This window comes from Rhizobium sp. 01L419 (assembly GCF_056400025.1).
The window spans coordinates 149983-173745 of the sequence record NZ_JBFTSM010000001.1 but is presented as its reverse complement, the minus strand read 5'-3'; the positions used below and the strand labels follow the sequence as shown (position 1 = coordinate 173745).

27 protein-coding genes are annotated in these 23763 nt (G+C 60.6%); 13 read left to right on the top strand and 14 right to left on the bottom strand.

Annotation, left to right across the window (positions count from 1 at the left end; all coding sequences use genetic code 11):
• Positions 1-65 precede the first annotated feature (65 nt).
• The 4 genes from AC1DUP_RS00835 to AC1DUP_RS00820 are packed head-to-tail and all read left to right on the top strand — an operon-like array spanning position 66 to position 3743.
• Entirely contained in the window at positions 66-1319 is a 1254-nt protein-coding gene (locus AC1DUP_RS00835; protein ID WP_477831843.1) for a Zn-dependent hydrolase, read from the top strand.
• Positions 1319-1909, top strand: coding sequence for an endonuclease domain-containing protein (locus AC1DUP_RS00830; protein WP_113299742.1), 591 nt, complete (start codon positions 1319-1321; stop codon positions 1907-1909). Before AC1DUP_RS00835 ends, AC1DUP_RS00830 begins: the two co-directional genes overlap by 1 nt.
• The gene (hydA, locus tag AC1DUP_RS00825; protein ID WP_477831842.1) at positions 1906-3360 is read left to right on the top strand and encodes a dihydropyrimidinase; all 1455 of its coding nucleotides are present in this window, start codon (positions 1906-1908) and stop codon (positions 3358-3360) included. Before AC1DUP_RS00830 ends, hydA begins: the two co-directional genes overlap by 4 nt.
• Positions 3357-3743, top strand: coding sequence for a hypothetical protein (locus tag AC1DUP_RS00820; RefSeq protein ID WP_477831841.1), 387 nt, complete (start codon positions 3357-3359; stop codon positions 3741-3743). Before hydA ends, AC1DUP_RS00820 begins: the two co-directional genes overlap by 4 nt.
• A gap of 2 nt (positions 3744-3745) precedes the next feature.
• Here the strand turns inward: AC1DUP_RS00820 and AC1DUP_RS00815 are convergent, their stop codons facing one another.
• Positions 3746-4159, bottom strand: a complete 414-nt coding sequence (locus AC1DUP_RS00815) for a cupin domain-containing protein (protein ID WP_113510298.1) — start codon at positions 4157-4159, stop codon at positions 3746-3748.
• A gap of 94 nt (positions 4160-4253) precedes the next feature.
• On the opposite strand from AC1DUP_RS00815, the gene AC1DUP_RS00810 reads away from it, so the two are divergent.
• The 7 genes from AC1DUP_RS00810 to AC1DUP_RS00780 all read left to right on the top strand — a co-directional run bounded on the left by AC1DUP_RS00810 (position 4254) and on the right by AC1DUP_RS00780 (position 13746).
• Positions 4254-5039, top strand: a complete 786-nt coding sequence (locus AC1DUP_RS00810) for an ABC transporter ATP-binding protein (RefSeq protein ID WP_113311287.1) — start codon at positions 4254-4256, stop codon at positions 5037-5039.
• A 217-nt stretch (positions 5040-5256) separates the two neighbouring features.
• Positions 5257-5634: an endonuclease domain-containing protein gene (locus AC1DUP_RS00805; protein WP_477831840.1), complete on the top strand. Its 378-nt coding sequence runs from the start codon at positions 5257-5259 to the stop codon at positions 5632-5634.
• Positions 5631-6515, top strand: a complete 885-nt coding sequence (locus tag AC1DUP_RS00800; RefSeq protein WP_115034230.1) for an ABC transporter permease — start codon at positions 5631-5633, stop codon at positions 6513-6515. The genes AC1DUP_RS00805 and AC1DUP_RS00800 overlap by 4 nt, the downstream gene beginning before the upstream one ends.
• Complete coding sequence (locus AC1DUP_RS00795; RefSeq protein ID WP_477831839.1) at positions 6512-7639, top strand: ABC transporter permease; 1128 nt, start codon at positions 6512-6514, stop codon at positions 7637-7639. Before AC1DUP_RS00800 ends, AC1DUP_RS00795 begins: the two co-directional genes overlap by 4 nt.
• A 54-nt stretch (positions 7640-7693) precedes the next feature.
• Positions 7694-8665 carry an ABC transporter substrate-binding protein gene (locus tag AC1DUP_RS00790; protein ID WP_113299749.1) on the top strand — a complete coding sequence of 324 codons (972 nt, stop codon included), beginning with the start codon at positions 7694-7696 and terminating at the stop codon, positions 8663-8665.
• Positions 8666-9180: 515 nt separating this feature from the next.
• Positions 9181-10413 (top strand): efflux RND transporter periplasmic adaptor subunit, encoded by a 1233-nt coding sequence (locus AC1DUP_RS00785; RefSeq protein ID WP_477831838.1) that lies wholly within the window; start codon positions 9181-9183, stop codon positions 10411-10413.
• 12 nt (positions 10414-10425) lie between these two features.
• Positions 10426-13746, top strand: a complete 3321-nt coding sequence (locus AC1DUP_RS00780; protein ID WP_477831837.1) for an efflux RND transporter permease subunit — start codon at positions 10426-10428, stop codon at positions 13744-13746.
• 57 nt (positions 13747-13803) lie between these two features.
• Here AC1DUP_RS00780 and AC1DUP_RS00775 read toward each other — a convergent pair whose 3' ends face one another.
• The gene (locus tag AC1DUP_RS00775; protein WP_477831836.1) at positions 13804-14865 is read right to left on the bottom strand and encodes a LacI family DNA-binding transcriptional regulator; all 1062 of its coding nucleotides are present in this window, start codon (positions 14863-14865) and stop codon (positions 13804-13806) included.
• Positions 14866-15020: 155 nt separating this feature from the next.
• Between AC1DUP_RS00775 and AC1DUP_RS00770 the strand changes: the two genes are divergently transcribed.
• Complete coding sequence (locus tag AC1DUP_RS00770) at positions 15021-15218, top strand: hypothetical protein (RefSeq protein WP_477831835.1); 198 nt, start codon at positions 15021-15023, stop codon at positions 15216-15218.
• Here AC1DUP_RS00770 and AC1DUP_RS00765 read toward each other — a convergent pair.
• Complete coding sequence (locus AC1DUP_RS00765; RefSeq protein ID WP_477832142.1) at positions 15187-15441, bottom strand: hypothetical protein; 255 nt, start codon at positions 15439-15441, stop codon at positions 15187-15189. The genes AC1DUP_RS00770 and AC1DUP_RS00765 overlap by 32 nt on opposite strands.
• Between AC1DUP_RS00765 and AC1DUP_RS00760 the strand changes: the two genes are divergently transcribed.
• A complete protein-coding gene (locus AC1DUP_RS00760) occupies positions 15332-16018 on the top strand; it encodes a Crp/Fnr family transcriptional regulator (RefSeq protein WP_113299754.1) in 687 nt (228 codons plus the stop codon). The two genes, AC1DUP_RS00765 and AC1DUP_RS00760, sit on opposite strands and share 110 nt — an antisense overlap.
• Before the next feature lie 32 nt (positions 16019-16050).
• On the opposite strand, the gene ureG is transcribed toward AC1DUP_RS00760, so the two are convergent.
• From ureG to AC1DUP_RS00705, 11 genes are all read right to left on the bottom strand, one after another.
• Positions 16051-16662 (bottom strand): urease accessory protein UreG, encoded by a 612-nt coding sequence (ureG, locus tag AC1DUP_RS00755; protein ID WP_113299755.1) that lies wholly within the window; start codon positions 16660-16662, stop codon positions 16051-16053.
• 87 nt (positions 16663-16749) lie between these two features.
• Positions 16750-17421 carry an urease accessory protein UreF gene (locus AC1DUP_RS00750; RefSeq protein ID WP_477831834.1) on the bottom strand — a complete coding sequence of 224 codons (672 nt, stop codon included), beginning with the start codon at positions 17419-17421 and terminating at the stop codon, positions 16750-16752.
• 6 nt (positions 17422-17427) lie between these two features.
• Entirely contained in the window at positions 17428-18027 is a 600-nt protein-coding gene (locus tag AC1DUP_RS00745; protein WP_477831833.1) for an urease accessory protein UreE, read from the bottom strand.
• A 96-nt stretch (positions 18028-18123) separates the two neighbouring features.
• A complete protein-coding gene (locus AC1DUP_RS00740; protein ID WP_115034224.1) occupies positions 18124-18987 on the bottom strand; it encodes a GGDEF domain-containing protein in 864 nt (287 codons plus the stop codon).
• A 406-nt stretch (positions 18988-19393) separates the two neighbouring features.
• Positions 19394-20068 carry a TIGR02117 family protein gene (locus tag AC1DUP_RS00735; protein WP_477832129.1) on the bottom strand — a complete coding sequence of 225 codons (675 nt, stop codon included), beginning with the start codon at positions 20066-20068 and terminating at the stop codon, positions 19394-19396.
• Positions 20069-20089: 21 nt separating this feature from the next.
• Positions 20090-21802 (bottom strand): urease subunit alpha, encoded by a 1713-nt coding sequence (ureC, locus tag AC1DUP_RS00730; RefSeq protein WP_477831832.1) that lies wholly within the window; start codon positions 21800-21802, stop codon positions 20090-20092.
• 3 nt (positions 21803-21805) lie between these two features.
• Entirely contained in the window at positions 21806-22429 is a 624-nt protein-coding gene (locus AC1DUP_RS00725) for a Urease operon accessory protein (RefSeq protein ID WP_477831831.1), read from the bottom strand.
• A gap of 16 nt (positions 22430-22445) precedes the next feature.
• A complete protein-coding gene (locus AC1DUP_RS00720) occupies positions 22446-22856 on the bottom strand; it encodes a lysozyme inhibitor LprI family protein (protein WP_477831830.1) in 411 nt (136 codons plus the stop codon).
• A 27-nt stretch (positions 22857-22883) separates the two neighbouring features.
• Positions 22884-23189: an urease subunit beta gene (locus tag AC1DUP_RS00715; protein WP_477831829.1), complete on the bottom strand. Its 306-nt coding sequence runs from the start codon at positions 23187-23189 to the stop codon at positions 22884-22886.
• Between the two features lie 10 nt (positions 23190-23199).
• Complete coding sequence (locus tag AC1DUP_RS00710; protein WP_477831828.1) at positions 23200-23451, bottom strand: DUF1272 domain-containing protein; 252 nt, start codon at positions 23449-23451, stop codon at positions 23200-23202.
• 9 nt (positions 23452-23460) lie between these two features.
• A complete protein-coding gene (locus AC1DUP_RS00705) occupies positions 23461-23763 on the bottom strand; it encodes an urease subunit gamma (RefSeq protein ID WP_113299763.1) in 303 nt (100 codons plus the stop codon).

Sequence of the window (23763 nt, the reverse complement as noted above, 5' to 3'; positions counted from 1 at the left end):
GACCACGGGAACAAGGCGGGCGTGCACCTTGCATGACTGCCGCAAAACAGGTGAGGATTTTCAGTATGGTGGCAGCGCCAGGCGAGAACATGCGCGTCAACGGGGACCGTCTCTGGGATAGTCTCATGGACATGGCGAAGATCGGCCCGGGAATTGCCGGCGGCAACAACCGCCAGACACTGACGGACTCGGATGCCGAAGGCCGCAGCCTCTTCAGGACATGGTGCGAAGACGCCGGCATGACACTCGGCGTCGACAAGATGGGCACGATGTTCGCGACCCGCCCCGGCACCGATCCGAACGCTCTCCCCGTCTATGTCGGCTCGCATCTCGACACCCAGCCGACCGGCGGCAAATATGATGGCGTGCTTGGCGTGCTCGGCGCCCTCGAAATCGTCAGAACCATGAACGACCTCGGCATCAGGACGAAGCATCCTGTTGTCGTAACCAACTGGACCAATGAGGAAGGCGCGCGTTTCGCTCCGGCAATGCTGGCATCAGGCGTCTTCGCCGGCGCGCATAGCCTGGACTTCGCCTATAACCGCAAAGATCCCGAAGGCAATCTCTTCGGCGACGAGCTGAAGCGCATCGGCTGGGTCGGCGACGAAGAGGTCGGCGCCCGCAAGATGCACGCCTATTTCGAATATCACATCGAGCAAGGCCCGATCCTCGAAGCTGAGAACAAGCAGATCGGCGTCGTCACTCACTGTCAGGGCCTCTGGTGGTTGGAATTCACGCTGAACGGCAAGGAAGCCCATACCGGCTCGACACCGATGAACATGCGCGTCAATGCCGGCCTTGCGATGTCGCGCATCCTGGAAATGGTCCAGGGTGTGGCCATGGGCGAACAGCCGGGCGCCGTCGGCGGCGTTGGCCAGGTCTTCTTCTCGCCGAACTCCCGCAACGTGCTGCCGGGTAAGGTGGTCTTCACCGTCGACATCCGCTCGCCCGACAAGGCCAAGCTCGACCGCATGCGGGCAAAGATCGAGGCCGAAGCGCCCAAGATCTGCGACGCACTCGGCGTCGGCTGCTCCATCGAGGCGATCGGCCATTTCGAGCCCGTCACCTTCGACGAAAAGCTCGTCACCTCGGTTCGCTCTGCCGCGGAGCGTCTCGGCTATAGCCACATGAACGTCATCTCCGGCGCCGGGCACGACGCCTGCTGGGCTGCCAAGGTCGCGCCCGCGACGATGGTCATGTGTCCCTGTGTGGGTGGTCTTTCGCACAACGAGGCTGAGGAGATTTCCAAGGAATGGGCGACGGCTGGAGCCGACGTGCTGTTCCATGCGGTGGTCGAGACGGCGGAGATTGTCTCCTGATGTCTAACGTAGCGCCCGGAGCCCCCTCATCCGACCCTTCGGGCCACCTTCTCCCCGCTGGGGAGAAGGGAACGGTGGACGTCGCCGCTCCCCCCTTCTCCCCTCGGGGAGAAGGTGCCCGAAGGGCGGATGAGGGGGCTCCGGGCACAACCAAAATTATCAAACAAGATATTCGCAAACATCGCCCTGCCAAAACCGAACAAGCACGACACCTGCGCCACAATGAAACCGAAGAGGAATACCGCCTTTGGAGCGACCTGCGCGCACGGCGCTTGAACGGCTACAAATTCGCAAGGCAGGTGCCACTCGGCCCATTCATTGTCGATTTCCTCTGTCGGGAAGAGCAGCTCGTTGTCGAGATCGATGGCTTCCAGCACGCAGAAAGCATCTCCGATCAACGCCGAACGGAATGGCTCAATGCAAACGGCTATTCGGTCCTGCGTTTCTGGAATCAGGAAATCTCGCGCGAACGACGCTCGGTTCTTGAAACGATCCTGGCTGCATTGGAAGGCCGGCTTGAGGTCAGCTCCGAATTGCCCAGCTTTTATTCGCCAGCCCAATTTACAAACAAGAATGGGGAACGATCATGACCACAGTCATCAAGAACGGCACCATCGTCACGGCCGACCTCACCTACAAGGCGGACGTGAAGATTGACGGCGGCAAGATCGTCGAGATCGGCCCGAACCTCTCCGGCAACGAGGTATTGGACGCCTCCGGCTGCTACATCATGCCCGGCGGCATCGATCCGCACACCCATCTCGAAATGCCCTTCATGGGCACATATTCCTCCGACGATTTCGAAAGCGGCACGCGCGCGGCCCTTTCCGGCGGCACGACCATGGTCGTCGATTTCGCCCTTCCCGCGCCTGGCCAGTCGCTGCTCGAAGCGCTGACCATGTGGGACAACAAGTCCACCCGCGCCAATTGCGACTACTCCTTCCACATGGCGGTCACCTGGTGGGGCGAGCAGGTCTTCAACGAGATGAAGACGATCGTTGAGGACAAGGGCATCAACACCTTCAAGCACTTCATGGCCTATAAGGGCGCGCTGATGGTGAACGACGACGAGATGTTCGCCTCCTTCCAGCGCTGCGCCGAGCTTGGCGCCCTGCCGCTCGTCCATGCCGAAAACGGGGATGTCGTCGCCTCCCTTTCCGCCAAGCTGCTTTCGGAAGGCAATAACGGCCCCGAAGCGCACGCCTATTCACGCCCGGCCGAAGTCGAGGGTGAAGCCACCAACCGCGCAATCATGATCGCAGACATGGCCGGCTGCCCCGTCTATATCGTCCATACCTCCTGCGAACAGGCCCATGAAGCGATCCGCCGTGCTCGCCAGAAGGGCATTCGCGCCTATGGCGAGCCGCTAATCCAGCACCTGACCCTCGACGAGTCAGAATATTTCGACAAGGACTGGGATCATGCCGCCCGTCGCGTCATGTCTCCGCCCTTCCGCAACAAGCAGCATCAGGACAGCCTTTGGGCGGGCCTCGCCTCCGGCTCGCTGCAGGTGGTGGCAACCGACCATTGCGCCTTTACCACGGCACAGAAGCGCTTCGGCGTCGGCGACTTCACCAAGATCCCGAACGGCACCGGCGGCCTCGAAGACCGGATGCCGATGCTCTGGACTTACGGCGTCAATACCGGCCGCCTGACGATGAACGAGTTCGTCGCCGTCACCTCCACCAACATTGCCAAGATCCTCAACATCTACCCGAAGAAGGGCGCGATCCTCGTCGGCGCCGATGCCGATCTCGTCGTCTGGGATCCGAAGCGCTCCAAGACCATTACATCGAAGAGCCAGCAGTCTGCGATCGATTACAACGTCTTCGAGGGCAAGGAAGTCACCGGCCTGCCACGCTACACGCTGACGCGTGGCGTCGTGGCGATCGAGGAAGGGACCGTCAAGACCCGCTCGGGCCATGGCGAATTCGTCAGGCGCGAGCCGGTTACCGCCGTCAGCAAGGCACTGTCGACCTGGAAGGAGATCACCGCTCCCCGCAAGGTCGAACGCACGGGCATCCCGGCGAGTGGGGTGTGACACATTTGCGCGGTCATCTGCTTCTGACGATCGTTTCCCTGGCCGCGCTTTCCACCGCGGCGAATGCTGACACGCTGCCCATCAAGGGCAGCTACGGCAACAAGGATGGCTGCGCCTACGCCAAGAGCGGCGAAAGCACAGGTTCCGACAACTTCTTTCTGCTGACTTCCGAGGGCATCACCACGGCGGCCTCTTACTGCGAAATCAAGAAAATCCTGAAGACCGAAGGCAAGGACTTCACCGCCACGGTCGCTTGCCAGGCGGAGGGCGAAGAAAGCAGTAACGACGACACCGTCAAGATCACATCAGGGCCTAAAGGCTATACGATCGGGTTCGTGGCCGATGCTGCAATCAAGTGGGGGCCGCTGCCGCTATGCAAATAACCTCACGCCGGCACCAGCGCATCGAGCTCCGGCAGCAGGATCACGCTTTCCTGCTCGTTCGGATCGGTGCGGGCAATGATCGCCGTGCAGGGCGTACCGCTGAGGTTTGCCGGAAGATGCGGCACACCGGCCGGAATATAGAAGAGTTCGCCGGCGCGCACGATCACATGGTTCTCAAGTCTGTCGCCATACCAGGTATGCGCCTCGCCGGAGAGCATGTAGATCGCCGTCTCATGCGCTTCATGCAGATGCGCCTTGGCGCGCACGCCGGGCGGGATCGTCAGAAGATGCATGCAGATGCCCTTCGCGCCGACTGTCTCGGCCGCGATGCCCTCGAAATAGCTCAGCCCCTGCTTGCCGTCATAGGTATGGTCAGGGCGAACAATGTGGCAGGTGGGCTTTGATTTTGCGTCCATCCTCATCCTCCAGGGACTGTGCTGTCGGTAAGACCGGCGGCAATAATATCACGGAAAACCGCGCCGGCGCGGCGAAAACAAGACTGGTTTATTGATGCAAGCACCCTCCGTCGTGACCGCCAAGGATCTCTGTCTCACCTACCAGACGAATGATGGGCCGGTGCATGCGCTCGCTGATGTCAATCTCGATATCCGCAAGGGCGAGTTCGTCTCCTTCATCGGCCCTTCCGGCTGCGGCAAGACGACTTTCCTGCGCGTCATCGCCGATCTCGAGCGCAAGACATCGGGCGAAATTGCCATTAACGGCATGACACCGGATGAGGCCCGCAAGGCCCGCGCCTATGGCTACGTCTTCCAGGCGCCGGCGCTCTACCCCTGGCGCACGATCGAGAAGAACATCGCCTTGCCGCTGGAGATCATGGGATACGCGAAGCCAGAGCAAAAAAAGCGAATCGCTGGAGCGCTCGATCTCGTCGAGCTTGCGGGCTTCGAGAAGAAATTCCCCTGGCAACTCTCGGGCGGCATGCAGCAGCGCGCCTCGATCGCCCGCGCGCTCGCCTTCGATGCAGACCTGCTGCTGATGGACGAACCGTTCGGGGCGCTGGACGAAATCGTCCGCGATCATCTGAACGCTGCGCTTCTGAAACTGTGGTCGCGCACCAACAAGACGATCTGTTTCGTCACCCACTCCATTCCGGAAGCCGTCTACCTCTCGACGAAGATCGTCGTGATGTCGCCGCGCCCCGGCCGCGTGACCGATATCATCGACTCGACGCTGCCCAAGGAGCGACCACTCGACATCCGCGAGACCCCCGAATTCCTGGAAATCGCCCATCGCGTCCGCGAAGGGCTGAGGGCGGGGCATAGTTATGAGCAATAGATTGGGGCTCCAGAGCGTGGCAAAGACCCCTCCCCAACCCCTCCCCACAAGGGGGAGGGGCAGATCTGCCGCACCCTCTTCTTTCATGATCGAGGCTGCTACCAGCAGCAGAGTTGAGACAGGTACGCCAAGCAGGCGGCAACCACCTGAGCCCCTCCCCCTTGTGGGGAGGGGTTGGGGAGGGGTTTTCCTTTCCACATCAGGAATGGAGGCCTGAATGCCACATTCCAACATTAAGCCCAAAACCCGTGAAAGAGCCCGTCGCCTTCGTCGTGAACTGACAAAGGCTGAATCCGCCATGTGGAACATGCTGCGAGATCTCCGTCCCTGGGGCGCTCGCTTCCGCCGCGAAACACCAATCGGCCCGTATATTGCAGACTTTGCCTGGCTCTCCGCTCGTCTCATCGTAGAAGTAGACGGCGACAGCCATGAAACCGAAAGCGGTCGCCATCATGATCTCGCTCGCGATGCTTTCTTGAAAAACCAAGGCTTCACCGTACTCCGTTTCGACAACGCCCAAGTGCTTGATGGCCCGGATTATGTGTTCATCGAAATACAAAAACATGCCGCACCATTCTTGAGGCAGGCCGCATGAAACCCGACACCCTCAAAGACAAGATCGTCCCCGTTCTCACCATCCTGCTGGTGCTGGTCGCCGTCTGGTATGTCGCCGCCGTCTTCCTCAACGCGCCGTTCCAGCGCGACATGGACACGCGCAACAACGTCACCTCGACGACAACGGAATTCATCGGCAGGACCCTCTCCCAGCCGAAGCCCATCCTGCCGGCACCGCATCAGGTGGCGCAGAACGTCTTCGAAAACACCTTCCTGCGAAAACTCTCCAGCAACCGCAGCCTCGTCTACCACGCAGGCGTCACCCTCTCCTCCACCGCGCTCGGCTTTGCGCTCGGTACGCTGCTCGGCATCGTGATCGCCGTCGGCATCATCCATATCAAGGCGCTCGACCGCAGTCTGATGCCGTGGATCATCGCATCCCAAACCGTACCGATCCTGGCGATCGCGCCGATGGTCATCGTGGTGCTCGGCTCGATCAGTATCACCGGCCTCATCCCGAAGGCGCTGATCTCCACCTACCTCTCATTCTTCCCGGTCACAGTCGGCATGGTGAAGGGGTTGCGCTCGCCCGAGGTCATGCATCTCGATCTGATGCGCACCTATAATGCCACGGCTGCCCAAACCTTCTGGAAGTTGCGCGTGCCCGCCTCCATTCCCTTCCTCTTCACCTCGATGAAGGTAGCGATCGCCGCAAGCCTCGTCGGCGCGATCGTCGGCGAACTGCCGACCGGCGCCGTCGCTGGCATTGGCTCCAAGCTGCTTGCCGGCTCCTATTACAGCCAGACCATCGATATCTGGGCAGCACTAGTCGCCGGCTCGGTCCTGGCAGCCATCCTTGTCGCCATCGTTGGCCTCGTGGCGAAGATCGTCGACCGCGCCATGGGTGGGAGGCCGGCATGAAGCAAGTCGTGCTTTCCTGGCAGGGCCTGATCGCCCTCCTCTGCGTGGCGGGCGCAATGGTCATGCTGCCTGTCTTTGCGGCCGGTGCGACACAGCCTCCGTCGGCAGGGACTATCATCCTGGTCGCTCTGCTCGCGATCGTCGCGGCACTGATCTCCTTCGCACCCCTCCCCACATCGCTTGTCGCAACCGCCCTCTTCATCGGCGCTCATGGTGCAGCATGGCTGCTGCTTGGCACCCTTTCGGGCAATGAAGGCTTCGCCGGTACCTCCTTCTTCCTGCTGCTGGCCGCCTGCTGGCTGCTTGCCTGGCGCTGCGTGACGGAGCTTTCGGAGCTCAAACCGACAACGCCAGCCGGCCAGTGGTTCCTGCGCCTGCTGATCCCGGCAATCTTCGGCGCTTGGATCCTCATCATCTGGGAAACGATCACGCGCGGCGCCGGTGTCCCTTTCGTGCTGCTGCCGCCGCCGTCCGCGATCGGCGCACGCATCGTGGGTTCCCTGCCGATCCTCGGCGAGGACATAAGGCAAACGATCTTCAAGGCCGTTCTGATCGGTTACGCCATCGGCTGCATCAGCGGCTTCGTCGTCGCCATCCTCGCCGACCGTTTCGCCTTCCTGCGTCGTGGCCTGCTGCCGATCGGCAATTTGGTTTCGGCCCTGCCGATGATCGGCGTGGCTCCGATCATGGTCATGTGGTTCGGCTTCGACTGGCCGTCCAAGGCCGCCGTCGTCATCATCATGACCTTCTTTCCGATGCTGGTGAACACTGTTGCGGGGCTTGCCGCCTCCGGCAACATGGAGCGCGACCTGATGCGCACCTATGCATCGAACTACTGGCAGACGCTGGTCAAGCTCCGGCTTCCGGCCGCAATGCCCTTCATTTTCAATGCACTGAAGATCAACTCGACGCTGGCGCTGATTGGTGCCATCGTTGCGGAATTCTTCGGAACGCCGATCGTCGGCATGGGCTTCCGCATCTCCACGGAGATCGGCCGCATGAATGTCGACATGGTCTGGGCCGAGATCGCCGTTGCGGCGCTTGCAGGCTCGGTCTTCTACGGTGTCGTCGCCCTTGCCGAGAGGGCGGTGACGTTCTGGCATCCGTCTATCCGTGGTGGTTAGACGGGCCCCGGCCCCGCACCAGGGCCTGGGCATAACTTCAGAGGGAACAAGAAAATGAAAAAATTGATGGTTGCAATGATGGCGAGCGCGATGTCGCTTGCCGCCGCCCACGCGATGGCGGCCGATAAAGTCGCGCTGCAACTGAAATGGGTTACCCAGTCGCAGTTCGCCGGCTACTACGTCGCCAAGGACAAGGGCTACTACGAAGAAGAGGGCCTCGATGTCGATATCAAGCCGGGCGGTCCTGATATCGCTCCCGAGCAGGTGATCGCCGGCGGCGGCGCCGATGTGATCGTCGACTGGATGGGTGGTGCGCTGGTGGCGCGTGAAAAGGGCGTTCCCTTGGTCAACATCGCCCAGCCCTATCAGAAGTCCGGCATGGAAATGATCTGCCGCAAGGACGGCCCGATCAAGACCGAAGCCGATTTCAAGGGCCACACACTCGGCGTCTGGTTCTTCGGCAACGAATATCCGTTCTTTGCCTGGATGAGCAAGCTCGGTCTCAAGACCGACGGCGGCCCTGACGGTGTGACCGTGCTGAAGCAGAGCTTCGACGTTCAGCCGCTGCTGCAGAAGCAGGCCGACTGCATTTCCGTCATGACCTATAACGAATACTGGCAGGCGATCGATGCCGGCCTGAAGCCGGAAGATCTCACCGTCTTCAACTATACCGCCATGGGCAATGACCTCTTGGAAGACGGCCTCTATGCTTCGGAAGAAAAGCTGAAGGATCCGGCCTTCAAGGAGAAGATGGTCAAGTTCGTCCGCGCCTCCATGAAGGGCTGGAAATACGCCATGGAGAACCCGGATGAAGCCGCCGGAATCGTCGTCGATGCAGGAGGCCAGGACGAAAACCACCAGAAGCGCATGATGGGCGAAGTCGCCAAGCTGATCGGTGACGGCACCGGCAAGCTCGACACCACGCTCTATGACCGGACGGCAAAGGCTCTTCTCGATCAGAAGATCATCAACAAGGAACCATCAGGCGCCTGGACCCACGACATCACGGACGCCGCTGCCAAATAACATCATATCGATGCCAAAATGCAACGCGCGCGGGAGATTTTCCCGCGCGTTTTCTATTTTTTGCACTCAATGAAAAAAATCGCCTTGCAACTGTCGCATTTGTCGGGCGTCAAACGTCTATTGCATGTCGCGCGAACGGGGACACCGGTTTTGCGGGTAACGACATGATTAAAACAGAGACTTAAAGTGTGGCGAGCGGATCTGAAAGATCGTGACACGCTTTAAGATATGCAGGCCGATCAATCATCGTCATGTTCACATAACCCTTTAGTGATTGATGAGCCTCGCATTGGTAATTAATAGTGTCTCATAGGGAATTATTTTCTGCCGGGCTTGCACGTGGAGCAAATCGATACCACGTTCTAGCCTGATTTGCCGGATGGGAACGATGTGTTCCGGCAGATGGGATGCGGGTAAATACCTCTGAGATTTGGAAGACGGCATTTGCCCGGTTCGCGAGTTGCATGACGACGCGCGATTCCGGCCGATCCTGTCAAGAGATTGGACGAAGACGCATGGCACTGAAGCCGCACGCATTATTACGCGCCTCTACTTTCCCAGTCGCCGCTTTTGCGGTCTCGGCGCTTCTTGTCGCCACTTTCGCGGCCTCGGCTGTATTTGCTCAGGAACCCCAGGCGACGCATCCGCAGGCCCAGGCGCCCCAGAACCTGCCGGCAATCGTCGTCACCACGGCGGTGAACCGGACCCTCGTCGACCGTGTCATCGGCACGGGAACGGTCAAGCCCGTCGAGGAAGTCTATATCCAGCCACAGGTCGAAGGCCTCTCCATTCGCACCTTGAAGGCCGATGTCGGAGACAAGGTTCAGGCCGAAAGCACGCTGGCGACGCTCAACGATGACGCTCTGGTCCTGACCAAGAGCCAGATGATGGCGACGAAAGCCAAGGGCGAGGCAAGCCTTGCCCAGCTGCGCGCCCAGCTCATCGAGGCACAGGCCAATGCCGAGCAGGCAAGGCAGCAGCAGGCCCGTGCCCAGGAAATGGGCAAGAAGGGCACTGTTTCCACCGCCCAGGTCGAGCAAGCCGATGCGACGGCCGCAGCCGCCAATGCCCGCGTCGCTTCCGCCGAGCAGGCGATCGAGGTCGCCGAAGCCGACCTCAAGGTCTTCGACAGCCAGATTGCCGATGCGGACCTGAAGCTGGCGCGCACCGATGTGAAAACACCGGTTTCAGGCGTCGTTTCGGCCAAGAACGCCAAGGTCGGCGCCATTGCCGCCGGCAACGGCAATCCGCTGTTCACCATCATCCGCGACGGCGACATCGAACTTGTCGCCGAAGTCGCTGAAAGCGACATCGTCAAGGTCGTGGCCGGCCAGAAGGCGACGATTTCGCTTTCCGGCAGCCGCGAGAAGCTTTCCGGCGCGGTGCGCCTGGTGTCGCCGACCGTCGATCCGGTCACCCGCCTCGGCCTCGTCCATATCTCCATCGACGATGACAGCAAGGCGCGTTCCGGCATGTATGGCAGCGCCGAGATCATCGTCCGCGAGACCGAAGGCGTATCGCTTCCGCTGACGGCAGTGCTTACCGGCAGCGAAGGCTCCTCCGCCCGCAGGGTCGAGAATGGCGTGGTGAAATTCGCCAAGGTCGAGACCGGCATTCAGGACGGTGCCTATATCGAGATCATCAGTGGATTGAAGACCGGCGACGATGTCGTCGCCAAGGCGGGCGCCTATGTCCGCGACGGCGACCACATCACGCCGGTGCGCGAACAGCCCTCGGCTTCCAACTAAAGAGACCATCCGATGAATTTTTCAGCCTGGTCCATTCGAAATCCGATCGCGCCGCTCCTGGCCTTCTGCCTGTTGATCTTCATCGGCATGCAGTCATTCAACGCGCTGCCGATCACGCGCTTCCCCAATATCGACGTGCCGCTCGTTTCGATCAGCGTGACCCAGAGCGGCGCCTCGCCGGCCGAACTTGAAATGCAGGTGACGAAGGAGATCGAAGACGCGATCGCCTCCATCACCGGCATCGACGAAATCCAGTCGTCGGTAACCGACGGCAGCTCGCAGACCAACGTCATGTTCCGGATGGAAGTGCCGACGGAACAAGCTGTACAGGACGTCAAGGACGCGATCGACCGCATTCGCAGCGATCTGCCGGCGACAGCCGAAGCGCCTATTGTCACCAAGGTCGATGTCGAGGGGCAGGCAATCCAGACCTTCGCCGTATCCTCGCCAGACATGTCGCTGGAAGAGCTCTCCTGGTTCGTCGACGATACTATCAAGCGTGCGCTGCAGGGTCAGGCCGGCATCGGCCGCGTCGACCGTTACGGCGGCGCGGAGCGCGAAGTGCGCATCGAGCTCACCCCCGACAAGCTCAATGCCTACGGCATCACCGCCGCAAGCGTGAACCAGCAGCTGCGCGGTACCAACGTCGACCTCGGCTCCGGCCGCGGCCAGGTGGCGGGCAGCGAACAGGCGATCCGCGTTCTCGGTGACGCCCGCAACGTCGCCGAGCTTGCAGACACGACGATTGCGCTGCCGAGCGGCCGCTTCGTCAAGCTGTCCGATCTTGGCGTTATCAAGGACACCTACGAGGAGCCGAAATCCTTCTCGCGCTTCAACGACACGCCGGTGGTTACCTTCGGCGTTTTCCGCTCGAAGGGCGCGAGCGAAGTCAGCGTCGCCGAAACCGTGGGGCAGAGCCTCGAAAAGGTGCGCAGCGAAAACCCGAACGTGAAGATCGAGCTGATCGACGATTCGGTCTACTTCACCTACGGCAACTACGAAGCCGCCATTCACACGCTGCTCGAAGGCGCGCTCCTCGCCATCATCGTCGTCCTTCTGTTCCTCAGGAACTGGCGGGCGACCCTGATATCGGCCATCGCGCTGCCGCTCTCCGCGATCCCGACCTTCTGGGTCATGGACATGATGGGCTTCTCGCTGAACCTCGTCAGCTTCCTCGCCCTGACGCTTGCGACGGGTATCCTCGTCGACGATGCGATTGTGGAAATCGAAAACATTGCGCGTCACATCAAGATGGGCAAGACGCCCTATCGGGCGGCGATCGAGGCGGCGGACGAAATCGGCCTTGCCGTCATCGCAACCACCTTCACGATCATCGCCGTCTTCGTGCCCGTTTCCTTCATGCCGGGCATTCCGGGCCAATACTTCATCCAGTTCGGCCTGACGGTCGCCTTTTCCGTTTTCTTCTCGCTGATGGTGGCGCGCCTCATCACCCCGATGATGGCCGCCTATCTGATGCGTGCCGAAGACGGCATGGAAGACCATCACGACAATGACGGCCTGCTGATGAAGGGCTATACGCGCCTGGTACGCGGCACGACCGGGCACTGGTACACACGTTACGCGACCCTGCTTGCTGCGATCGGCTTCCTGGTCGGTTCCGTCTTCTTGCTGATGCAGGTTCCCGGCAGCTTCCTGCCGCCGGAAGACGCCTCGCGCATCGTTCTCTCCGTCGAACTGCCGCCCAATGCGCGGCTCGACGACACCGAGAAGACGACCGATGCGATCTATGACAGGGTCAAGGACATCAACGGCGTCGAAAGCGTCTTCGTGCTCGGCGGCGCATCGCCGAAGGGCGATCTTGAACTGCGCCGCGCGACGATCACGCTGGCACTTGACAAGCTCGACCAGTCGCTGGTCAAGAAGGTGGTCAACGATGTGCTCGGCCATATTCCCGTCATCGGTCCGATGCTGCCGAAGGTGGAAGTCCACGGCCGCGAACGTCCGCAATGGGATATCGAAAAGGAAGTCTTCGCCAAGCTGCGCGACATTCCCGACGTCCATATCCTCAAGCTCAACGACCGCGGCGAACGCGACCTCTCCTTCAACTTCCTCTCCAAGAACGAGAAGGACCTGAATGATGCGGTCGGCATTCTGGAATCCAAGCTGCGTGCCGATCCGCTACTGGCCAATGTCAGCGCCGACGGCGCCCTGCCCCGTCCGGAATTGCAGGTCTACCCGCGCAAGGACGAAGCCGCCCGCCTCGGCATCACGCCGCAGCAAATCTCCGAGACGATCCGCGTCGCCACGATCGGCGACGTCGATGCGGCCCTTGCCAAGATCTCGCTCGACGATCGCCAGATCCCAATCCGGGTTCAGGCATCACTCGACATGCGCCGCGATCTCGCGGCCATCCGGGCACTGAAGATCCAGACCGCCAGCGGTGGCACCGTTCCGCTCGCAAGCGTCGCCAATATCGACTATTCGGAAGGCGTCAGCTCGATCAAGCGTAACAACCGCTATCGCGTCGTCTCGATCGGCTCCGACCTGCCGCAGGGCGTGGCGCTCGACACGGCTTCGGCCCGCTTTCGCCAGATCGTCAACGACTCCAAGATCCCGGCCACCGTGCACCTTGCCGAAAGCGGCGACACCAAGGTGCAGTCCGAGATGCAGCAGAGCTTCGTCAATGCCATGCTGATGGGCCTCCTCTTGGTGCTGACGGTGCTGATCCTGCTCTTCAAGGACGTGATCCAGCCCTTCACCATCCTGTTCTCGCTGCCGCTCGCCATCGGCGGCGTGGCCGCGGGCCTGATCGTCACCAGCAACCCGCTGTCGATGCCGGTCATGATCGGCATCCTGATGCTGATGGGTATCGTCACCAAGAACGCCATCCTGCTCGTCGATTTCGCGATCGAGATGCGCCACCAGGGCATGGCTCGTGTCGAGGCCATGGTCGAAGCCGGCCGCAAGCGCGCCCGCCCGATCATCATGACCTCGATTGCCATGTCGGCCGGCATGCTGCCTTCCGCGCTCGGCGTCGGCGAAGGCGGCTCGTTCCGCGCGCCGATGGCGATCGCGGTGATCGGCGGCATTATCGTCTCGACAGTGCTCTCGCTCGTCGTCGTGCCCTCCTTCTTCCTGATCATGGACGATCTTTCCCGCCTGCTCGGCTGGATCTTCGGCCGCTTGGTCGGCAAGAAGGACAAGGAGGACCTGCCGATGTCGAGCGAAGATCTCACCCGCGTCGCCCGCGAGAACCGCAGCGACATCGACTCGCTGGAGGAACGCCTGACCGCGATCGAGAAGCCGGAAAGCAAGCGCAAGGTTGCCAACGACACCAATGTGCTGCGCCTGCCGCCCTTCGCGGCTGAATAAGACAGGGATCATAGTGCAAAAGGCCGGGCATCGACCCGGCCTTTTGTTTTCCCGAGCCTACCGCAGCCTTGGTGCCGCCGTGCTGTCTCTCACGACAAGTTCGAGATCAAGCGCCTCACGGTTTTCCGGCACTGCATTTTCGAGGATCGCCGTCACCGAGCGCCGTGCGATTTCGGCAAAGGGCTGCGCGACGGTGGTCAAACGCGGAAGCGAGATTGCAGCTTCAGGCACGCCGTCGAAGCCGATGATGGAAACATCCTCCGGCACTTTCAGCCCGCGCTCGGTCAGCCACTGCATGGCAAACAATGCAACCTTGTCCGACATCGCCAGAATTGCCGTCGGCGGATTGGCAGAGGAGAACAGGGCTTCCATGGCCATCAGCGTGCTCGATCTGTCATGCAAAGTTCCCTGGATCGGAACGGCTTCGCGAGGAATGCCATATTCCGCCAGCGCCTGCCAGTAGCCATGCATGCGGTCACGCGGCGTCGCTTCCATTTCAGGATCGACACGCTCGGGCGCCACCACGCCGACAAGGCCATCGACATCGCCGATCGACAGGATCGCGATGTTCCGGTGCCCGAGTTCCAGGAGATGCCGCGCAGCCGCAGCTCCGCCCGAGACATTGTCGATGCCAATCGCCGGAATGGTCTCGTCCTCGATACCGAGCGCCAGCGCGATGAACGGCAGCTGGCGCTGGCGGGTGAGTTCCACCAGCCTCTCTCCGCCTTCCACGCACAGCAGGATGAAGCCATCGACGAGCGCGCTGTTGATGTTCCAGGCAAGCCGCTCCTCATTCATCGCCGATACGACGGCAATACCGGTGCCGCTGGCATCGCAAACTTCGCCGATCGCGGTCATTAGCGAACGCGCCCAGGGATCGTCGAAGAAATAGGTGAGCGGTTCGACTGCAGCCACACCGATCGCGTTCACCCGCCCTGCCCTGAGCAGCCTGCCCTTGATATCCGGCCCGCCGTAACCGAGCTCTCGGGCGACATTGAGCACCCGCTCGCGAACCTCCTCCCGGACCACTTCTGGACGGCTGAATACATTCGATGCCGTGCCCTGCGATACGCCTGCCGCCTTGGCGACATCAGCCAGTCTCACATGCCCCTTAGCCAAAACCGCTCCTTGCAGATATGAACGACAGCACCCTAGCAAAAAATTGTATCGGTTCAAAATAAACTTGACAGCATCAAGGATGAGGAAGAGAATTGAATCGGTTCAAAAAATCCGCCGATATTTTGAATCGATTCAACCTCGTGGAGAATGAAACGATGGTCCCGATCAGTTCGCTATTCAAGGATCTCTATGAAGACTGCTGGGGTAACCCGCGCAACAACCATCCTGCCAGGGAGGTCGAACGCGGCAAGCGCCTCTTTGTCCTCCTGCCTTTCATCCGTCGGTTCACCAGAAGCCGCAAACATCCGGACGCCTGGTCCTTCACAATCCCGATCGATCGCCGGCTTCGATAAGAGTTCTCAACAGCAGCGTTTGACCAAAATCAATTCCCCCGCGCTTCGCTTCCTCTATTCTGGCATCATCAAGGGGAATATTGGCGGCATTGGCCGCCGCCGGAGGCGGGAACATGAACAGGATGCTGATGCCGAGCAGCCGCGAGCGGACGCTGCTTTCCAGAGCCGGAATATTTGCAGAACTGGACAGTGCGGAAACCGAGGCGCTGCGCGCCTGTTCCACTGTAATGGCTTCCGCTTCGCACGACATTCTCTTTCAGGAAGGCGAACCCGGCGTTTATTTCTACAGCGTGCTGGAAGGCTACGTCCGGCTCTTTCGTCTGAACGGAGAAGGTCGCGAGGCAGACATCCGCATCTGCGAGCCGGGCGACAGCTTCGCCGAATGTCTGATCCAGGCAGGCGGGATCTATCGTTACGCCGCCCAGTCGATGGACAACACGGTTCTTGCCCGCTTCCACGTAGGCAAAGTGCGCGCCCTGCTGGCCGAGTACCCACGGATCGGCACAGCGATCATGCGCAGCCTGTCGCTGCATCTGCTGTCGACGATGGAATGCCTCGCCAACGACCGCATGCAGACGGCGCCGCAACGCGTGGCGCACTATCTTCTCTCGCACTGCGTCGAAGAAGGATCGGCAACGGCATCGCTGCGCCTGCCCTTCCCGAAGAACCTGCTCGCCCGCAAGCTCGGTCTGGCGCCGGAGGCGCTGTCCCGCGCCTTCTCGACGCTTAAGTCTGCAGGCGTGACCGTGCGCGGGCGCTTCATCGCCATCAGCGACATCAACACGCTCAAGCGTATCTAAGCTCTAGATGTGGAACCCTTGACGTTCCACATCTAGAGACCGCCCTGCACCCGCAGGAAGTCGACGATAGAACTGATGCCGTCGCCACGCTTCATGTCGGAGAAGACGAAAGGGCGGGTCGCCCGCATGCGCGTCGCGTCGCGGTCCATCACATCGAGGTCGGCGCCGACATAAGGCGCCAGATCCTTCTTGTTGATGACAAGAAGGTCGGATCGGGTAATGCCCGGCCCGCCCTTTCGCGGGATTTCCTCGCCCTGGCAGACGGAGATCACATAGATGGTGATATCGGCGAGATCGGGCGAGAACGTCGCCGCCAGATTATCGCCGCCGGATTCGATGAAGACCACGTCGAGATCCGGGATTCGCTCATTGAGCCCCGCGATGGCTTGCAGGTTGATCGTCGCATCCTCGCGGATGGCCGTATGCGGGCAGCCGCCGGTCTCGACGCCGACGATGCGCTCGGACGGCAGCGCCTGCATGCGCACCAGCGCTTCGGCATCCTCAGTCGTATAGATATCATTGGTTACGACAGCGACGGAATAGTCGTCGCGCATCGCCTTGCAGAGCTTTTCGGTCAGCGCCGTCTTGCCCGAGCCAACAGGCCCGCCGATGCCGACGCGCAAGGGTCCGTTTCTTGATTTCATATGTCTTACTCCAATCGAAGCCGGATGATAGCGAAGCGCCGGTTTCTCGCCACCGTCAAATGACGCAGATATCAGGATAAGTCTCGTTCAGGAGCGGAACAGCCGCGTCTGCTGCGTCTCATGCCGAAGTCCCGCTATATCAGCCTGAACCGTTGCAGAACCCAGATCGTCAAGGCTGGAGCGCGCTGCACGCGCGGCAATATCAATCACATGCTCCTCCAGCCCGGCGAGGATCGCAACACCGTCCTTCTGTCCGGCAACACCGAGCCGGATGCCGGCGGAAACGGACTGGGAGAGATAGGCGTGCAGAAAGGCGGCAAGTGCCTTCTCCAGCTGAATGCCGTGCGCGCCCGTTACCGCGCCGACGGCGACCGGATAGGCTGCCTTCTTCGGCAGCCGGCCGAGTACATCGTCCGGCCACGCTTGCGCGGCGATGAGGAAGGCCTCGCCGAGCAGCATGGTTTCCTGATGCCGCTCACGCGACCCGGCAAGCGCTTCGGCAAGTTCGGCAAGCTCCGAAAGGCGATCGGCGTCGTCATGACCGCGATGGCTTTCGGCAAAGAGGACCGCATCGTTCCAGACCGAGCCATTGCCGGTCAGGGTCTCCAGCCAGCGGCGCAGCATGACGGCATCTTTGACGAGCCCATCGGCGACCGCCCGCTCAAGGCCGCCGGAATAGGCAAAGGAGCCGATGGGAAAAGCCGGCGAAAGCCATGCCGTCAGGCGCAGCAAAGCCTGCAGCTCACGATCCTCAGCCATCAGGCTTCAGTCGTGCTTATGATGGCTGTGGTCGTGGTTGTGACCATGCTCGTGGTCATGGTCGTGATGATCGTGCCCATGTTCATGATGCGCATGGTCATGGTGCTCGTGGTCGTGATGCTCATGATCATGATCATGTCCGTGATCGTGATCATGCCCGTGCGAATGTCCGCCCTGGGAATGATAGGCGCCGCGCGCCGGTTGGAAGGGCTCGTTGATATCGAGCACCATCGCGCCCAGTCCCTGCAGCATCGTGCGGATGACATGATCGCGCAGGATCACGATGCGATCCTCCTCGATCTGGGCCGCGAGATGACGGTTGCCGAGATGCCAGGCGAGTTCGACCAGATGCACACGGTCGCGACCGCGGACTTCGAACAGCTTCTCGTCGGCGGCAAGGATTTCGATCAACTCGCCGTCCTCGCGAACCAGCATGTCGCCATTGGCGAAAAGCACTGGATCCTTGAGATCGAGCATCACCATCTCGCCGTTCTCCAGATGCAGGAGCTTGCGGCGCAGGTGCCGCAGATCGTGCGGCAGCTTGACCTGTGCGGTCGGGTGAGAGGAAGGGGTGCCGGCGGGGAGATAAGATGTGACGCGCTGCATGACATATCCGTTAAACTGGGACCTAGACCATGCAAAATAGCCCTTCGCGATGCAAGCACCAATGCACGTTTCGTAAACGGCCAGTCAGGAAAGGCTCTAGATTCCGGATGCCTGCAGCAGGCTTGCCTCGTCAGGCCCGATACCCTGCACGCCAAGGCCGTTTTCGACAAGGCCGTGCCAGGCATGGTTCAGCCCTTCCCGCTCATGAACGACACGATTGCGGCCGAGCGCCTTGGCGAGATAGAGCGCCTTATCGGCAGAGGCATAAACCGCCTCCTTGTCGCGTCCCTCTAGGAGATCGGCAATGCCGCCTGATATCGTGATGGTGACATTGTGCCCATCCGCCGGAATCGGCCGCGCCGCAATCTGTGCCCTCACGGCTTCTATGCGCGCCACCCGCTCCTCCGGCGCTCCGCCCTGAACGACGATACCGAACTCCTCGCCGCCGAGTCGCGCCACGACCGACGCGCCGTCAAAAGCGGCCGAGAGCATCGCCGAGACGGCAGTAATAACAGCGTCACCACAGCCATGGCCGAAACGGTCGTTGATCGCCTTGAAACGATCGACGTCGAAAATGGCGAGACAAGCGTCGCCGTCGACTTTCTCCAGGGCATCGGTAAAAGCGCGCCGGTTCAAGAGCCCCGACAGCGTATCGGTACGGCTGAGCTTTTCGAACTTCGCACGCGAGACGGTCAGATCATGAATGGCGAAACCTGCAACGAGCGACAGCACGCCCGAGACCATTCCGCCGATCAGCCAGGAAAGAATAATGGCAAAGATCATCGCATGCCCGAGGGTGATCGGCAGCATTCCCATGAAGTTGAGCGGAGGCAGAATGATCATGATGATGAAGCCGGACAGGATAACCGCCAGAAAACTCATCTTCAGCGCAAAAGTATAAACGGTTTTGCGATGCTCGAAACTGCCCAGATCAGCCTGAAGCGATATCCAATTTTCCATGAGAATCGACCTTCCTGCCCGCGTTTCCTCGGCATTGATAGGGTCGCAATTGCTGCGGGGGTCTTAATCCAATCGCTAAAATTCGAGTGATCTCGGGGGATTCAGCCGATCTGTTTTTTCTAGCAGGAGATGCAACTTTTCGGGACAGGACCTGCCATGGTGGGAGACACATCTAACAATTTGATTTTAAATATATTTTATACGAGCCGATCAGCACGTGTTTCAGAATGGTCTATGGCTGAAAAATCACAGTCTATCCATAGATTTCCACAACCAAACAGAGAGTGATGCTCAGACTTCACTTCAAGAGCAACAATGCGGGACCTGGCGTCAAAAAGACAAGAGTTAAAACGGAAAATAAAGCAGCGCCATCACGGCCGCCGAGGTTGAGGAGGAGCCTTCAACTTCAATTATAGAGGCCAAGCGAGAGCACCAAAGTCTGCGGCAGCGGGTTCCAAAAACCGGTTCGCAAACCGCCCGCCCGCAATGTCGCTGCAGTCCATGTATTGCAGCCGAACAGCGCATTGAAATAGCCCTTCGCCTTGAAGAACCTGTCGTAGTCGCCATATCCCCGTTCCCCGATCGGCAGGGTGGTTCCATTCTCTCTGACGAAACTGTCATTGATGAAGCCGACCAGTTGCTCGAACCGTTCGCCATCGACATTGAGAACCGTCACGGCCGGGTGGGTTTCGGAGATGCTTCCGGCGACATCGACATGCATCACCGACCTGTCGATCGTCAGCGCACGAAACACCGGCATCGGCTTCAGATCGCCCCAGGTCGGCGTCTCGAGATAGAATGAGCGGCCACCCCATCCGAAGATCAGCCATTGTGCAGCGGGATCACTCACCGGAATGCCGGCGTCTTCCAGGAACGAAAAGGAGGCCCTAAGCCGATCGTCGAGCGGGATCGCGATATCCGTGTGGATCGGGCCGGAAAGCAAAAGAATGCGTTGCGAGGATGTCGTATCGGGAGAAGCGTTGGCTGCAACGAGGAGCGGCCTTGGAACGAAGGTCCCGGCAGCCGCCAGGAACAAAAGCAGCGCGATTGCCCTCATCAGCCACCGCGCTGCCAGTTTCAAGCCTCCCATGGACGAACAACCTCAGAACAGGAAATAACGCTGCGCCATCGGCAGCACTGTTGCTGGCTCACAGGTCAGCAACTCGCCATTCGCCCGCACCTCGTAAGTCTCCGGATCGACCTCGATATGAGGTGTCAGGTCGTTGTGGATCATCGATGCCTTGGAGATGCCGCCGCGGGTGTTCCTGACGGCAACGAGATCCTTGGCGACGCCAAGGCGGCCCTTGATACCGGCATCGAGCGAAGCCTGCGAAACGAAAGTGACTGAGGAATTCGTCAGGCTCTTGCCGAAGGAGGCAAACATCGGCCGATAATGCACCGGCTGCGGCGTCGGGATGGAAGCGTTCGGATCGCCCATCGGTGCGGCGGCAATGGAGCCACCGAGCAGCACCATGTCCGGCTTCACGCCGAAGAAAGCCGGGTTCCATAGGACGAGGTCGGCACGCTTGCCGACTTCGATGGAGCCGATCTCGTGCGACAGGCCGTGCGCGATCGCCGGATTGATCGTGTATTTGGCGACATAGCGACGGACGCGGAAATTGTCGTTGTCGCCCTTTTCTTCCTTCAGGCTGCCACGCTGGCGCTTCATCTTGTCGGCCGTCTGCCAGGTGCGGATCAGCACTTCGCCGACACGGCCCATGGCCTGGCTGTCCGACGAGATGATCGAGAAGGCGCCAATATCGTGCAGGATGTCTTCGGCCGCGATCGTCTCCTTGCGGATACGGCTTTCGGCAAAGGCGATATCCTCGGGGATCGACGAGGACAGGTGATGGCAGACCATCAGCATGTCGAGATGCTCGGCGATGGTGTTGACCGTATAGGGTCGCGTCGGATTGGTGGACGACGGAATGACGTTGGGCTGGCCGCAGATCTTGATGATGTCTGGCGCGTGGCCGCCACCCGCACCTTCCGTATGGAAGGCATGAATGGTGCGGCCCTTGATGGCGCCAATCGTATCCTCCACGAAGCCGCTTTCGTTCAGCGTATCCGTATGGATCATCACCTGCACGTCATACTCGTCGGCAACCGACAGGCAGCAGTCGATGGCGCCGGGCGTCGTGCCCCAATCCTCGTGCAGCTTCAGCGAGGTGGCGCCGGCAAGCACCATTTCGACCAGCGCGCCCGGCAGCGAGGCATTGCCCTTGCCGGCAAAGGCAAGGTTCATCGGAAAGGCATCTGCTGCCTCGATCATGCGGGCAATATGCCAGGGACCTGGCGTGCAGGTCGTTGCCAGCGTGCCATGCGCAGGCCCGGTGCCGCCGCCGAGCATGCAGGTCACGCCGCTCATCAGCGCTTCCTCGATCTGCTGCGGGGCGATGAAATGGATATGGCTGTCCATGCCGCCGGCCGTCACGATCTTGCCTTCACCGGCAATTGCTTCCGTGCCCGGACCGACGATGATGTTGACGCCGGGCTGCACATCCGGATTGCCGGCCTTGCCGATCGCCGCGATGCGCCCGTCCTTCAAGCCGATATCGGCCTTGTAAATGCCGGTATGGTCGATGATGACGGCATTGGTGATGACGGTATCGACCGCACCATCTGCTCGCGTCACCTGGCTCTGACCCATGCCATCACGGATGACCTTCCCCCCGCCGAACTTCACCTCTTCGCCATAGGTGGTGAAGTCCTTTTCGATCTCGATGAAAAGCTCCGTATCGGCAAGGCGGACCTTGTCGCCGGTGGTTGGACCGAATATGCCGGCGTAGGCCTTGCGGGAGATCTTGTAGGGCATCTATCAGGCTCCTTGGGAGGAAGAGGCGAATTGTTTTCCGGCAAGCCGCCTGAGACGGCCCGCCGCAATGTAGGAGTCGACGAGCTGCTTCTCGGCGGCGAAGGGATGCCATTCCCAGCCCACATGGCCGAAGCCTGCGAGTGTCACCTCGTCACCGGGAAATCTGTCGAGTACGTCGCCGATCACGATCATGCCGCTGCTCGGCACGACGTAAGGCGCCGGCGAGAAGGCAGAAAGCGCCTGATCGACGGCTTCATGAATCCGTTTGTCGACGACCCTATGCAGCTTGCCGGCTTCGGCACAGAAGTCGCTGAATTGATCGGTATAGTCGTCGCAAAAATCATCGAGTTCGGGATGCGAAACGGCAAGCGGCCCGCGCATCGCCGCAAACTTCGCGGGATCGCGCACGCCCCAGATTTCAGAGGCCTCGACAACGCCCGGATGGATGCGCCAGCTCTCGGAACTGATCATGGCCTTGCCGGGCCGACCGGTATTGCACACGGCCACCACGTCGGTGCGCGTGCCGCCAGTGCCATAGGAGCGGCACTCGTTGAAGCGGATGACGAAGTCGGCAGCATCGATGATCTCTGCCCCTCCTTCTCCCACGTCGCCGTTGCCCACGATCATGATCGACCTGCCCACCTTACTGGCCCATTCCATCGGCGAGCGCTTTGAGCTCTTTGGTTCTGAGATCGGTCAGGTCGGCGAGGCAGCCCGCCACCAGCATCGGCTCCATCGTGCCGCCGCGAGCCTGGAAGCCATAGTTTTCGCACTGCGCGTCGCGATAGTTGATCCAGGCGCGCTGTGCCTTGAGGAGCGCCTGCTCGGCGCCCTTCATGTCACCATCGAGATCCTCGTCGATCGTCGCCATAGCGGCACGTGTCAGCTTATACTGGGCATTAAGCCCCTTGTCGGCCTCGTCATAACGCGCCTGCGCGCAACTGGTCATGTCGGACTGCGTCTCTGCATTGTCGCAGTCCACGTCCTCCGCATTAACGCCACCGGCGACAAACAGCATCAGGGCCGCACCGATGAGCCCGATCTTCAAGCGCATGTATCTCCTCCCGTCATTTTCTTTTATTTAGAGCCGACCCATGACGAGCTGGCGGAAGCCATAGATCTCACCTTTGCCGGACAGCGGAATGAGTGTCACCGATCGGGTCTGGCCCGGCTCGAAGCGCACGGCGGTGCCGGCGGGAATATCGAGCCGCATACCGTGGGCCTGGTCGCGATCGAAGGACAGGCCGGCATTGGTCTCGGCAAAATGATAGTGGCTGCCGACCTGTACGGGGCGGTCGCCGGTATTGGAGACATCGAGTGTGACGGTCGGCACACCGGCATTGAGCTCGATCTCGCCATCAGCGGCAATGATTTCGCCAGGGATCATCTATCTCTCCTTAAGCCGCCTTGGGCGCACAGCCCTCGGCCTTCAGAACACGCTTGGTGGAAGCCGGATTGTTGGCAAGTTTCGCCGCGGGCCGGATGGGCCTGACAACGAGATTGCCGCCGCAATTCGGGCAGACACCCTTCAAGACGTTCTCGACGCAATTCGCACAGAAGGTGCATTCGAACGTGCAGATCATCGCTTCCGCGCTGTCGGGTGGCAGATCCTTGTCGCAGCATTCGCAGTTCGGTCGAAGCTCCAGCATGATGCCCCCTCAGCGGATCGGTTCGTGTACGGTGACCAGCTTCGTTCCGTCAGGGAATGTCGCCTCGACCTGCACGTCGTGGATCATCTCGGCAATGCCTTCCATCACCTGGTCGCGACCAATGACATGGGCACCGGCTTCCATCAACTCGGCGACCGGGCGGCCATCGCGCGCGCCTTCCACGACGAAATCGCTGATGAGCGCGATCGCTTCCGGATAGTTCAGTCTCACGCCGCGCTCCAGCCGCCGTCGCGCCACCATGGCCGCCATGGAAATCAACAGCTTGTCTTTTTCTCTCGGAGTGAGGTTCAT

Bases quoted from the DNA above. Each gene is read 5' to 3' on its own strand.
- AC1DUP_RS00790 (WP_113299749.1), top strand. From the start codon at position 7,694: ATGAAAAAATTGATGGTTGCAATGATGGCGAGCGCGATGTCGCTTGCC.
- AC1DUP_RS00745 (WP_477831833.1), bottom strand. From the start codon at position 18,027: ATGCAGCGCGTCACATCTTATCTCCCCGCCGGCACCCCTTCCTCTCAC.
- ureG (WP_113299755.1), bottom strand. From the start codon at position 16,662: ATGAAATCAAGAAACGGACCCTTGCGCGTCGGCATCGGCGGGCCTGTT.
- AC1DUP_RS00815 (WP_113510298.1), bottom strand. From the start codon at position 4,159: ATGGACGCAAAATCAAAGCCCACCTGCCACATTGTTCGCCCTGACCAT.
- AC1DUP_RS00705 (WP_113299763.1), bottom strand. From the start codon at position 23,763: ATGAACCTCACTCCGAGAGAAAAAGACAAGCTGTTGATTTCCATGGCG.
- AC1DUP_RS00795 (WP_477831839.1), top strand. From the start codon at position 6,512: ATGAAGCAAGTCGTGCTTTCCTGGCAGGGCCTGATCGCCCTCCTCTGC.
- AC1DUP_RS00780 (WP_477831837.1), top strand. From the start codon at position 10,426: ATGAATTTTTCAGCCTGGTCCATTCGAAATCCGATCGCGCCGCTCCTG.
- AC1DUP_RS00835 (WP_477831843.1), top strand. From the start codon at position 66: ATGGTGGCAGCGCCAGGCGAGAACATGCGCGTCAACGGGGACCGTCTC.
- AC1DUP_RS00725 (WP_477831831.1), bottom strand. From the start codon at position 22,429: ATGATCGTGGGCAACGGCGACGTGGGAGAAGGAGGGGCAGAGATCATC.
- AC1DUP_RS00710 (WP_477831828.1), bottom strand. From the start codon at position 23,451: ATGCTGGAGCTTCGACCGAACTGCGAATGCTGCGACAAGGATCTGCCA.
- hydA (WP_477831842.1), top strand. From the start codon at position 1,906: ATGACCACAGTCATCAAGAACGGCACCATCGTCACGGCCGACCTCACC.
- AC1DUP_RS00800 (WP_115034230.1), top strand. From the start codon at position 5,631: ATGAAACCCGACACCCTCAAAGACAAGATCGTCCCCGTTCTCACCATC.
- AC1DUP_RS00760 (WP_113299754.1), top strand. From the start codon at position 15,332: ATGAACAGGATGCTGATGCCGAGCAGCCGCGAGCGGACGCTGCTTTCC.
- AC1DUP_RS00750 (WP_477831834.1), bottom strand. From the start codon at position 17,421: ATGGCTGAGGATCGTGAGCTGCAGGCTTTGCTGCGCCTGACGGCATGG.
- AC1DUP_RS00720 (WP_477831830.1), bottom strand. From the start codon at position 22,856: ATGCGCTTGAAGATCGGGCTCATCGGTGCGGCCCTGATGCTGTTTGTC.
- AC1DUP_RS00810 (WP_113311287.1), top strand. From the start codon at position 4,254: ATGCAAGCACCCTCCGTCGTGACCGCCAAGGATCTCTGTCTCACCTAC.
- AC1DUP_RS00715 (WP_477831829.1), bottom strand. From the start codon at position 23,189: ATGATCCCTGGCGAAATCATTGCCGCTGATGGCGAGATCGAGCTCAAT.
- AC1DUP_RS00830 (WP_113299742.1), top strand. From the start codon at position 1,319: ATGTCTAACGTAGCGCCCGGAGCCCCCTCATCCGACCCTTCGGGCCAC.
- ureC (WP_477831832.1), bottom strand. From the start codon at position 21,802: ATGCCCTACAAGATCTCCCGCAAGGCCTACGCCGGCATATTCGGTCCA.
- AC1DUP_RS00805 (WP_477831840.1), top strand. From the start codon at position 5,257: ATGCCACATTCCAACATTAAGCCCAAAACCCGTGAAAGAGCCCGTCGC.
- AC1DUP_RS00770 (WP_477831835.1), top strand. From the start codon at position 15,021: ATGGTCCCGATCAGTTCGCTATTCAAGGATCTCTATGAAGACTGCTGG.
- AC1DUP_RS00740 (WP_115034224.1), bottom strand. From the start codon at position 18,987: ATGGAAAATTGGATATCGCTTCAGGCTGATCTGGGCAGTTTCGAGCAT.
- AC1DUP_RS00785 (WP_477831838.1), top strand. From the start codon at position 9,181: ATGGCACTGAAGCCGCACGCATTATTACGCGCCTCTACTTTCCCAGTC.